Source organism: Funiculus sociatus GB2-C1 (assembly GCF_039962115.1).
GTDB classification, from domain to species: Bacteria; Cyanobacteriota; Cyanobacteriia; order Cyanobacteriales; family FACHB-T130; genus Funiculus; species Funiculus sociatus.
In genome coordinates this window covers 1-10809 of record NZ_JAMPKJ010000115.1, presented here as the reverse complement: position 1 = coordinate 10809, position 10809 = coordinate 1, and the positions used below count along the sequence as shown (strand labels likewise).

Annotated in this window: 12 protein-coding genes; 10 read left to right on the top strand and 2 right to left on the bottom strand. The window is 46.4% G+C overall.

Annotated features, from left to right (window positions below):
* From NDI42_RS28055 to typA, 3 genes are all read left to right on the top strand, one after another.
* Nucleotides 1-156 (top strand): transposase (locus tag NDI42_RS28055; RefSeq protein ID WP_190450670.1); only part of this gene is annotated, 156 nt, incomplete at its 5' end.
* Between the two features lie 415 nt (nt 157-571).
* The gene (locus NDI42_RS28050) at nt 572-748 is read left to right on the top strand and encodes a hypothetical protein (RefSeq protein WP_190451742.1); all 177 of its coding nucleotides are present in this window, start codon (nt 572-574) and stop codon (nt 746-748) included.
* A 63-nt stretch (nt 749-811) separates the two neighbouring features.
* Nucleotides 812-2602, top strand: a complete 1791-nt coding sequence (gene typA / locus NDI42_RS28045) for a translational GTPase TypA (protein WP_190451741.1) — start codon at nt 812-814, stop codon at nt 2600-2602.
* A 108-nt stretch (nt 2603-2710) separates the two neighbouring features.
* Here the strand turns inward: typA and NDI42_RS28040 are convergent, their stop codons facing one another.
* Nucleotides 2711-3925, bottom strand: coding sequence for a type IV pilus twitching motility protein PilT (locus tag NDI42_RS28040; RefSeq protein ID WP_190451740.1), 1215 nt, complete (start codon nt 3923-3925; stop codon nt 2711-2713).
* Nucleotides 3926-4215: 290 nt separating this feature from the next.
* On the opposite strand from NDI42_RS28040, the gene NDI42_RS28035 reads away from it, so the two are divergent.
* The 7 genes from NDI42_RS28035 to NDI42_RS28005 all read left to right on the top strand — a co-directional run bounded on the left by NDI42_RS28035 (nt 4216) and on the right by NDI42_RS28005 (nt 10565).
* On the top strand, nt 4216-5370 hold the full coding sequence (locus tag NDI42_RS28035; RefSeq protein ID WP_190451739.1) for a DUF58 domain-containing protein: 1155 nt from the start codon (nt 4216-4218) through the stop codon (nt 5368-5370).
* A gap of 96 nt (nt 5371-5466) precedes the next feature.
* Nucleotides 5467-5829 carry a ferredoxin thioredoxin reductase catalytic beta subunit gene (locus NDI42_RS28030; RefSeq protein WP_190426056.1) on the top strand — a complete coding sequence of 121 codons (363 nt, stop codon included), beginning with the start codon at nt 5467-5469 and terminating at the stop codon, nt 5827-5829.
* Between the two features lie 136 nt (nt 5830-5965).
* Nucleotides 5966-6385 (top strand): DUF309 domain-containing protein, encoded by a 420-nt coding sequence (locus tag NDI42_RS28025; RefSeq protein WP_190451738.1) that lies wholly within the window; start codon nt 5966-5968, stop codon nt 6383-6385.
* 150 nt (nt 6386-6535) lie between these two features.
* Nucleotides 6536-7072, top strand: a complete 537-nt coding sequence (locus NDI42_RS28020) for an LptA/OstA family protein (protein WP_190451743.1) — start codon at nt 6536-6538, stop codon at nt 7070-7072.
* Nucleotides 7073-7152: 80 nt separating this feature from the next.
* Nucleotides 7153-7881, top strand: a complete 729-nt coding sequence (gene lptB / locus NDI42_RS28015) for an LPS export ABC transporter ATP-binding protein (protein ID WP_190444627.1) — start codon at nt 7153-7155, stop codon at nt 7879-7881.
* Between the two features lie 91 nt (nt 7882-7972).
* On the top strand, nt 7973-9136 hold the full coding sequence (locus tag NDI42_RS28010) for an LptF/LptG family permease (RefSeq protein ID WP_242017495.1): 1164 nt from the start codon (nt 7973-7975) through the stop codon (nt 9134-9136).
* Nucleotides 9137-9458: 322 nt separating this feature from the next.
* A complete protein-coding gene (locus NDI42_RS28005; RefSeq protein WP_190451737.1) occupies nt 9459-10565 on the top strand; it encodes a hypothetical protein in 1107 nt (368 codons plus the stop codon).
* Nucleotides 10566-10632: 67 nt separating this feature from the next.
* Here NDI42_RS28005 and NDI42_RS28000 read toward each other — a convergent pair.
* Nucleotides 10633-10809: IS1 family transposase (locus NDI42_RS28000; protein ID WP_242017434.1), on the bottom strand; the 177-nt coding region annotated here is incomplete at its 5' end.

Below are 10809 nucleotides of genomic sequence, written 5' to 3'. Positions count from 1 at the left end.
GATGAAATTATTGCTTACTTTGACAACCGAACTACGAGTGGTGTTGTTGAGGGTATTAACAATAAGCTCAAGTTGATTAAACGCTCTGCTTATGGGTTTAGGAATTTTGAAAATTACCGAATTAGATGTTTACTTACTTGGCATTTTAATTATTGAATTAGCATACTAAGTACTGAAGAGCCATAAGTTTTAATTTTATGCAGCTTTGAATTTGGGAAAAAACTGGGGTTGGCTGTGCGTGCCACGGCTAGACGGAAAAAGTCTCAACTACTAATAAAATACCTTTACCCGATTGCCAGGTACTATCAACTCATAGGTAATACTGCTTCGGTTAAAAGCCAGTTAAGTTAATTTTTTTACCTAGAATAGGTTTTTTAAAATATCTTTTTTTATTAAGTAGATAGATATAGTTATTTGTTAGGATAGGTACAGTAGCATTACCCATCAAAGCATATCAATGTTGCGTGGGTTTCCAATGTTCCAACCGACGTTAGATATTTAGTTCAATTATGTCTACCTAGTTGGCAAAGTTGTAATTCTACTCCCGAAAGAGCGTGCAGTAGGTTGAGCCATGTTCTACCCCGCTTTCAACCGATACGCGATCGCTGCCAAGTTTCTTGAGAGCGATCGCTACCTCCATCCCCTCTTGGGAAGTATGTCTTTGAGCTGCACGGAAACCTATTTAGCAATATTTGAGGCAATTAAGCTAGAATTGTTAAGGCTTCTTTACAGCATTACTCTTAGATGACAAATTCTGTTAAAGAGCTTCTTAAATTTAACTGAGTCGCAGTACCAACTCTGGAACGCTCCTATGAGTCTCCCCATTCGCAACGTCGCAATCATTGCCCACGTCGATCACGGCAAAACCACCCTTGTTGATGCCCTCCTCAAACAATCTGGCATCTTCCGCGAAGGGGAAGACGTTCCTGATTGCGTCATGGATTCCAACGCCCTAGAGAGGGAGCGGGGCATCACAATTTTGTCGAAAAACACCGCCGTCAGATACAAAGAAACCCTAATCAATATTATCGATACCCCTGGACACGCCGATTTTGGCGGCGAAGTCGAGCGGGTGTTAGGCATGGTCGATGGCTGTATCCTGATTGTGGATGCCAATGAAGGCCCCATGCCGCAGACACGATTTGTGCTGAAAAAAGCCCTAGAAAAGGGATTGCGCCCTATCGTTGTCGTAAATAAAATCGACCGTCCTCAAGCTGATCCCCACGGCGCAATTGATAAAGTATTGGATCTGTTTTTGGAACTGGGCGCAGATGACGATCAGTGCGATTTCCCTTATCTGTTTGCTTCCGGTATCAATGGTTATGCCAGAAACGACCTGGAATCCGACAACATGGATATGCAGCCCATGTTTGAGGCAATTCTGCACCATGTCGCGCCACCTGTAGGCGATCCGAATAAGCCTTTACAACTGCAAGTGACAACCCTGGATTATTCTGAATATCTGGGTCGGATTGTGATTGGAAAAATTCATAACGGCACAATCCGGATGGGGCAACAAGTGGCTTTGGTGACGGAAACCAGCGCCATTGTGAAAGGTAAAATCTCCAAGTTGATGGGTTTTGAAGGCTTAAAGCGGATTGATTTGGAAGAAGCCTCTGCGGGAAATATTGTGGCGGTGGCTGGTTTCGCCGATGCGAACATTGGCGAGACAATTACCTGTCCAAACGAACCGCAAGCTTTGCCACTGATTAAGGTGGATGAGCCTACCTTGCAAATGACCTTCTCGGTGAACGATTCGCCCTTTGCCGGACAGGAAGGGACGATGGTGACATCGCGGCAAGTTCGCGATCGCCTGTTCCGCGAACTCGAAACAAACGTCGCCCTGCGTGTCGAAGATACCGACTCTCCCGATAAATTACTCGTTTCCGGTCGAGGCGAACTCCACCTCGGCATCTTGATTGAAACCATGCGTCGGGAAGGCTATGAATTTCAAGTTTCCCAGCCGCAAGTGATTTTCCGCGAAGTCAGCGGTCAACCCTGCGAACCCTACGAATGTTTGGTGCTGGATGTCCCCCAAGAAGCTAGCGGTGGCTGTATCGAACGTTTGGGACAGCGCAAGGGCGAAATGCAAGATATGCAGATGAGTGCCACGGGTCGCACTCAACTAGAATTTGTAATTCCCGCCCGTGGTTTAATCGGCTTCCGGGGTGAATTCATGCGCCTCACCCGTGGCGAAGGGATTATGAACCACAGTTTCCTAGACTATCGCCCCATCACCAGCGATATGGAAACTCGCCGCAACGGTGTCTTAATTTCATTTGAAGAGGGCGTTGCTACCTTCTACGCAATGAAGAATGCTGAGGATCGGGGTGCGTTCTTTATCACTCCGGGTACCAAAGTTTACAAAGGCATGATTGTCGGTGAACACAACCGTCAACAAGACTTGGAACTCAATGTCTGCAAGGCGAAGCAGCTGACCAACCACCGTGCCTCTGGCGGTGATGAGTTAGTGCAGTTGCAAGCGCCAATAGATATGAGCTTGGAGCGTGCCTTGGAATACATTGGATCAGATGAATTGGTGGAAGTAACGCCCAAGTCCATTCGTCTGCGGAAGCTGGCGAAGAAGCTGGCGAAACGGTAATTATCTCAGGTAGCCCGCAGGTGAAACCTGCGGCTACATAAAAAAGCCCGCCTGTGCGGGCTTTTTTATTTGGGGTGTCACATCATCTTCGGTTGATGGGATCTGAGATTACATCCAACTGCGAGTCGAGGAGTTAGAAGCATCAACCCCACCTGTACGAATACGGCGATCTAGATCGTTGGGATCTGGGGAAGCGTTCAAGGCTTCCTCAAGGGTAATCCGACCCTCCAGCATTTCATTGTAGAGAGCTTGATTCATCACCTGCATACCGTCGTACTGGTCGTTTTCCATTAACCGGAATGCCTCCTCATTTTCACCTTTGAGCAGGTAATCTTGCATTGCAGGTGTATTAATTAAAATATCGTGAACTGCGGTGCGCCGACTATCTGTGGTGGGAAGTAGGAGTTGGGCTACTACAGCTATCAGAGATTGGGTAATCTGTATCCGCATCACTGGCTGTTCATCTGCTTTGTAGAGGTTTAACAAACGATCCACAGCACCGATAGCGCTTCTGGTGTGCAGAGTCCCCAACACTAAGTGACCCGTTTGGGATGCTTGCAAAGCTGTCTCAATGGTAATGCGATCGCGCATTTCCCCAATCAGAATCACATCCGGGTCTTCCCGTAAAACTGCCCGTAGCGCCTCGTGAAAGTCATTGGTATGCAAACCGACTTCCCGCTGACTAAGTAGGCAATTTTGCGAAGAGTGAACAAATTCAATCGGGTCTTCAATTGTCACAATGTGCTTATTCATCGTCTCGTTCAGATGACGAATCATTGCTGCAAGTGTAGTTGATTTCCCCGATCCCGTAGGCCCTGTAACTAGGATTAGTCCTTGGGGTTTTGACACAATGTCTTTGAGGACTTGCGGTAAGTTTAAACTATCAATAGAAGGGACATCCAGAGTGATTAAGCGCAGCACCATCGCTCCGCCCATCAGAGTCTCAAAGCAGTTCACCCGACAGCGCACGAAACCTGGATAGAAAATCGCTGTATCCAGCTCTTTTTTCTCAGCGAATTGCTTTCGCTGAACTGGACTCAGAATCTCTGCCAGGTATCTTTCAAAGATTTCTGGTGTCACCCTCATCTGACTTTCAGATTGGGTTATCTGACCTCGAACCCTAAATCTGGTAACTTGCCCAACTCTAATGTGAATGTCAGAGGCTTTGTGATGAAACGCTTCCTTAACCAATTGTTTAATGGAAGTATTAACGTTGCTGACCTCTGGTAGTCGCCCTGTCTGCATCTGAGGAGGGGGTGGCGGTGGTGGCATATGTGGAGGAGCCTGAGGCTTCAATTTGCCAGCATCATTGATTTGTGTCATTTTTCCGGTTTTCGCGAGGTGTTAACTAGGGGCTGGGGATTGGGGACTGGGGGCTGGGGACTGGGTAAGACTTTTTTCAATTTCCAATTCCCAATTCCCAACCCCTAATCTTGGTCAGATGGTATTGGTAAAACCACAGTTTAATGGATCTAGTCTATAAATTGTTTTCTAAGTAAAGCGTGAATTTACTTAAATATTGTAAAAAATTCCCGGATAGGGGCAAAAAATTTTATTTATTCGTAATCTGATTTTTGTTAAATTGCTTGTGATATAGCGATTGGGCGCTTTTGATGAAAAACGTTGATCGAATGGCGGAATGGTTGGAAACTCGTTGGGTAAAGCCAGCGTATGCGGGTGGGATACTCTTAGCGATCGCTATCTGCTTTTTTGGAGCCGCCACTAACACTATGGCAGGGTGGCTGTATGTTATCAGTGGTGTAATGTTGGCAATAGTGGGACTCTCGGCTATTTTACCAGCCCAAAGTCTCAAGTCATTGCGAGTCAACCGCCGTCCCATCCAACCAGTGAGTGTTGGTGACGAGCTAACAATCGAATTGGATATAGAAAATCCAGTTGACAAATCCCAAAACCTGCTACAAATCCAAGACGATCTCCCCTTCGTCCTCGGAAAACCTGTACACACACCGATAGAAACTATTCCCCCGAAAAGCGTTCACCACTGGATTTACTACCAACCAGCCCAAAAACGGGGTGTTTATCGGTGGATGACAGTGCAACTTAAGACAGCTGCCCCTCTGGGATTATTTTGGTGTCGGCGCGATCGCCAAGTTCCAGCTACAGCCTTCGTCTATCCTACAGTTTTACCCCTGATCAATTGCCCTCTAATCGATGAAATTGGGCAAGATACCAGTCCCCAATTTCTCAGCATAGATCGCCGTTCCCAGGCAGCAACAGAAGGAGTAACGCGAACCCTGCGTCCTTACCGAGTCGGCGATCCCACCCGCTTAATTCACTGGCGAACCAGCGCCCGGTTAGGACAATTCCAAGTCCGCGAGTTGGAGACCTTCACCGGAGGGCAAGAAGTAATTATATGCCTTGACAGTGCCAGCGTTTGGAACCCGGAAGATTTTGAACAAGCCGTAATTGCTGCTGCATCCCTGTACTTCTATGCCAGTGGACGGCAGTTAAATGTGAAACTTTGGACAGCCTTAACTGGATTAGTGCAAGGTCATCGCGTAGTATTAGAAACCTTAGCCGCAACATATGCTGGAGAAGATGCGATCGCTGTGAGTCCGCCCAATCTTCCCTTAATTTGGCTGACTCAGAACCCAGTAACACTAACTGCCTTACCCCCTGCTAGCCGCTGGGTGCTATGGATGCCATCATCAACTGAACCTGCAACACCCGTAAATCGCAATTCCCCTGGAATAATCATCAACACCGAGCAACCACTACAAGTTCAGCTACAATCGCCCCTGAGATAGATTTCTTCACTGACATTTTTTACCAACCGATTCTCTTAAGGAAAAGCCTTAGGATACAATGCTTTAATACCTGCCTACATCCTGTCATTACATATCATGCAATCATCAGAAACTCAATCAAAATCCAGCGATAAAAACCTAGAGGCAATGCGTCAGTTTTCTCAAACTTACGCCAAACGCACCGGCACATACTTTTGTGTCGATCCTTCAGTAACAGCCGTTGTGATTGAAGGACTCGCCAAGCACAAAGATGACCTTGGTGCGCCTTTGTGTCCCTGTCGTCACTACGAAGACAAAGAAGCAGAAGTAGCTGCTGCTTTCTGGAATTGTCCCTGCGTACCAATGCGCGAACGCAAAGAATGCCATTGTATGTTATTTCTCACCGAAGATAACGAGTTTCGTGGTGAAATGCAAGACATCTCTATTGAAGAAATTCACGCCGTGCGAGATAGTATGTAACAATGTGCGCGAGGCAATCAGCCTCGCTATTTTTTTATACTTCAAACAAGTTGAATGCTTTTAAGTTATATCCTTAAGATTTCCATAAAACCTGATAAAAACAAACTTTTTAGTAGGGTAGGTATTGCTATATATAATGTCTGAAGAAATACCGATTGAATTTTGGCAAGGAGTAGAGCAGTTTAATCAGCAGGAATTTTACCCTTGTCACGATACCTTAGAAGCCCTGTGGATGGAAGCCAGCGAACCGCAAAAAAGGTTTTATCAGGGAGTCCTGCAAATAGCAGTTGCCTGCTATCATCTGGGCAATCTCAACTGGCGCGGTGCAGCGATATTACTAGGAGAGGGAATTGGACGCATCAAAGCTTACGAACCCCGATACAGCGGTATTGATGTTAGCCAACTCATAGATCAGAGTGCTGAACTGTTGACAGCACTGCAAGAAGCTGGTGCGGAAAACATCGCTGAATTCGTGGAACAGATGCAGCACCAAGGCGACACTGTACAATTACCAAAAATACAGCGAGTAGACGCGCAAGAAACTTCTGCAAGCTAGGCATCGTCAGGATTTTAGTGCTTGGTTATCCCTGAAGTAGATCCGGATCGAGTCTATAGAAAGAGTAAACTAGGCACAGTAGCCGACTAACGTATTCAGCGCGTCCTTAGCCTGTTACCAATGACTAACATTGATGTCTCCGCAAAACCCATGATGCAATCCTCTCAACAAACTCAATCTTTCATGCGTCGCCTGGGATTAGTATTAATGCTTCCAGCTGCTTTGGTGGGAGCGATCGCATTCCCCACCCAGATGCAACAAAACGCCCAAGCCCAAACTCCAGGCGACGGACGCGCCCTCACCGTCCGTTCTGATGTCCAAGAGGCCAACTCGAAAACTGGAGTCGTAACCGCACGCGGTAACGTGCAAATGTACTATCCATCACGGCAAATTCAGGCAACAGCTGCCCAAGCTCAGTATTTCAGCAAAGAGCGCCGCATTGTTCTCACTGGCAACGTCTACGTCCTACAACAAGGTAATAGTCTCCGAGGCGAGACAATCACATACCTCATCGATGAAGGGCGCTTTGTTGCCCTGCCTCAAGGCAACCGACAGGTAGAATCAATTTATCTAGTTGCCGACCCCAGCGCCCCAACTCAACCCGCAGCGCCTGTAACAACTCCGCCCGTTAATCCTAAGCCAGCCTTCAAAACACCGAACAGCCCATCAACAACCCCCCAAAGGTAATAAAGGCAAAAGGCTCTCATGCAAAAGGCAAAAAAAGAATGCACTTATTCTTTTAGCCATTAGCCATCAGCCACAATTCAATGAAAATCGTACTGGAAAATATTCACAAGTCTTATGCCAAGCGCACGATTGTCAATCGTGTCAACCTTTCAGTAGCGCAAGGGGAAATCGTGGGATTGCTCGGCCCCAATGGTGCTGGTAAAACCACCACCTTTTACATTGCTACTGGCTTAGAAAAACCCGATCAAGGTACTGTTTGGTTGGATAATACCGACATCACCGCCTTGCCCATTCATAAACGAGCTACTTTGGGCATTGGCTACCTCGCTCAGGAAGCAAGTATTTTCCGCAACCTCAGCGTCCGAGATAACATTCTACTGGTGTTAGAGCAAACAGGTGTCCCGCGTCGTCAATGGCAGCAGCGTCTGGATTACTTACTTCAAGACTTTCGTCTAGAAAAAGTTGCTTATACACACGGAATTCGTGTCTCTGGGGGAGAACGGCGACGCACCGAGTTGGCGAGATCCTTAGCATCTGGCCCCGAAGGGCCAAAATTTTTGTTTTTAGATGAACCATTTGCGGGTGTCGATCCAATTGCCGTATCGGAGATTCAAAAAATAATAGCCGAACTACGCGATCGCAGCATGGGCATCTTGATTACCGATCACAACGTCCGCGAAACCCTCGCCATCACAGATCGAGCCTACATCATGCGCGACGGGCAAATCCTCGCCGCAGGCAGCGCTGAAGAACTATACAATAACCCTTTAGTACGCCAATATTACTTAGGCGATGACTTCAAAAGGTAGCCTCTAGTCCTTTGCTAACAGCTAATGCCCAATTTCTTAACAATTAGCGATTAGCCATTAGCAACTAGCCATTAGCCATTAGCCATTAGCAATGCCCAAATTTTTCAATCCGCTCTACCCCTTGATTTCCCGCATCTCGGTCATGGATCGCTACATTGCCAGCGAACTATTCGCACCTTTCCTGTTTGGGATGGGTTTCTTTTCTTCTTTGGGAGTAACGATTGGCAGCTTATTCGACCTGATGCGGAGAAGTGTGGACGTAGGGCTACCAGCGATGCTGGTTTTGAAAGTGTTGCTGTTGAGTCTACCGCAATTTATGGCATACGCCTTTGCTGCCTCAACACTACTAGCTACCTTATTAACCTATAGTCGTCTTTCTAGCGATAGCGAATTGGTAGCTTTGCGTAGCTGCGGCATAAGCGTTTATCGTCTGGTAACACCAGCAATTATCTTGGGATTTTTCATCACTGGTATTGCTTTTACCTTTAATGAATATGTAGTACCAGCAGCAAATTATCAAGCTAAAGTTACCCTAGATCGAGCGCTGAATAAAGAAAAGCCGTCTTTCCAAGAGCGAAATATTTTTTATCCAGAATATACTAAAGTCAAACTGCCCAATGGCGAAAAAGAACAAGTGCTAAAGCGCCTGTTTTATGCAGAAAAGTTTGATGGTGAAAAAATGCAAGGCTTGACAATTTTGGATTGGTCACAAGAAGGACTAAACCAAATTGTTACTTCACAAGCCGCGTCTTGGAACCCAGCACAAAATACCTGGGATTTTTTTAAAGGCACCATTTATCTAATTTCTCCCGATGCTTCCTACCGCAATATTTTGCGGTTTGAACATCAACAGCTGCAACTGCCTCGAACAGCCTTAGATTTGGCAAGTTCTGGGCGCGACTATGGAGAAATGAACCTTGCACAATCCACAGAACGTCTGAAAATAGAACGTTTAAGTGGCAATGAGCAGAAAATTCGCAAGCTGCTGATCCGCATTCACCAAAAAATAGCCTTACCCTTTGCTTGTGTGGTGTTTGCTATAGTGGGTGCTGCTTTGGCAACTAGACCTACGCGCACCAGTAAAGCGACAGGTTTTGGTATTAGCGTCTTGGTGATTTTTACTTACTATTTATTAATGTCCTTTGGGGATGCCCTGGGACTGGGCAACTTCCTGCCTCCCTTTGTTGCTGCTTGGATGCCAAATCTATTTGGCTTAGCAGCAGGTGTCTGGTTTTTGCTTAAAGCTGCCCGGTAAATTAGTCATTAGTTGTTTGGGCTGTGTATACCACGAACCAATAAGCGATCGCTAATGACCTACATCCTGAATCATTAGCGATCGCTACTAACTAATGACTAACTGGTGATATAACAGTTCTAAATAAATTGTGAAATATTTTTTCGTTTGCAGATTGTCCCTCTGCCTTACAGGTTACAGCCTATAAAAAACTTGCTAGAGAAACTTTTACACAAGATACGGGCATCTTTTAAAAAACATTACCTTATGGCAACTACCTTAAGTTAAATAGCGTATAGAATCAATTTATACCCACCGTGCAGAGCCGAGCTGCACTACACCTATGCCATCTTCCAAACAAGTTCCTGCCTCTATCCGCTATTTCAAAGCACGGTTCCGGACAGTACTGCGTCCGGCGTTTTGGGGTAGCGCGATCGCGATCTCAATGGTACTCTTTGGCGGATGGCAGTACTGGCAACACCCAGAGTGGCTAACTGGCAGTGGCGATGAAGCAACCGAGAATGAACAAAGCCTTTCGGATGAAAGTAGTGCTATCGGCGCTGATATTGATAGTTTACCTGTATTAATTCAAGAATTTAACCCGACCAATCCCCAAGGCGCAGGCAAGCAAAAGCAGAAATCGCAAAATCCCAAGGAAGAAGGTTTATTTGAACAGTTGACTCGTAACAAAACTGCTGCACCTAATCCAGAATCAACATCTCAATTGCTCAGGATAGCACCCAAAGATCCGCAAAACTCCACCAATCCTTTTGCTACATCAGCCCAAGAGCTACTAAATGCTGGCCCCCTTTCCAATAGTGGCCCCCTTTTAGGAGCAACACCCAGCAACCAGCAAACTGAAACATCCGCAACATCCGCAACTTCTAGCCCAGCAGCTGGGTTTAAAGCCCTCAATGGTGATAAACCATCCCAAGCTGCGATGCCTGGAAGCCCCCTGCAACAAGGTTTAAACCAAACATCAACACCTTTATTGTCTACAAGTCAGCCACCTGTAAATGTATCTGAGTCCACGCAGACAACCCCGACATCTACCTACACTGGACAGATAGCACCGCCAAGGACAACTACCTCACCCACCACAACAGGCTATAGCGTTCCCCCAACCACAACCACTAATCCTAATCCGAATGCTTACACCTCTTTTACCCAACCCCAGTCAGTGCCAGTAGTGCCAGTCGCACCCATACCCGTAGCGCCACCCGCCCCAATAACCACCAATAATTACGGACAATACCCATCTGGTTTGCCTAATCAGGGAAGCAACATTGGCACCAACTCCGGATTTAGTTCCAACGTCGGTAATAATTCCAGCGTTGGTAATCCGGGAGTGCAACCGAATCAGGTAACTCAGCCTACTAGCAACTTTCCCCGTCCAGCTACAGGGAGATCCCTTGGCGGAGGCCGGATAAACACTTTTACCAATCCTTAAAAAGGAATAATTGGGAAAAGCTGGGTTGAGGCACCAGGCCCAACAAATAATAGGAAGACGGGTAGTGCTACATAAGTAATGATGCATTGTAGTGATGGATAAAGTACCAGATAGCACCAATGTGGTTCTCCAACGATTTTGAAAAGGACAAGGTTTTTCGGACTAGGCGAGATACCCGTTGCCTCAACGTATTGTTGAATCGCTCAATGTAGCTGGTTTTTCCAGTTTCTTTACCAACGGCTCG

What these genes read in the sequence shown, in the direction of transcription:
- NDI42_RS28025 (WP_190451738.1), top strand. Translation starts at nt 5,966, where the DNA reads ATGTCTGAAGAAATACCGATTGAATTTTGGCAAGGAGTAGAGCAGTTT.
- NDI42_RS28005 (WP_190451737.1), top strand. Translation starts at nt 9,459, where the DNA reads ATGCCATCTTCCAAACAAGTTCCTGCCTCTATCCGCTATTTCAAAGCA.
- lptB (WP_190444627.1), top strand. Translation starts at nt 7,153, where the DNA reads ATGAAAATCGTACTGGAAAATATTCACAAGTCTTATGCCAAGCGCACG.
- NDI42_RS28030 (WP_190426056.1), top strand. Translation starts at nt 5,467, where the DNA reads ATGCAATCATCAGAAACTCAATCAAAATCCAGCGATAAAAACCTAGAG.
- NDI42_RS28020 (WP_190451743.1), top strand. Translation starts at nt 6,536, where the DNA reads ATGATGCAATCCTCTCAACAAACTCAATCTTTCATGCGTCGCCTGGGA.
- NDI42_RS28050 (WP_190451742.1), top strand. Translation starts at nt 572, where the DNA reads ATGTTCTACCCCGCTTTCAACCGATACGCGATCGCTGCCAAGTTTCTT.
- typA (WP_190451741.1), top strand. Translation starts at nt 812, where the DNA reads ATGAGTCTCCCCATTCGCAACGTCGCAATCATTGCCCACGTCGATCAC.
- NDI42_RS28040 (WP_190451740.1), bottom strand. Translation starts at nt 3,925, where the DNA reads ATGACACAAATCAATGATGCTGGCAAATTGAAGCCTCAGGCTCCTCCA.
- NDI42_RS28010 (WP_242017495.1), top strand. Translation starts at nt 7,973, where the DNA reads ATGCCCAAATTTTTCAATCCGCTCTACCCCTTGATTTCCCGCATCTCG.
- NDI42_RS28035 (WP_190451739.1), top strand. Translation starts at nt 4,216, where the DNA reads ATGAAAAACGTTGATCGAATGGCGGAATGGTTGGAAACTCGTTGGGTA.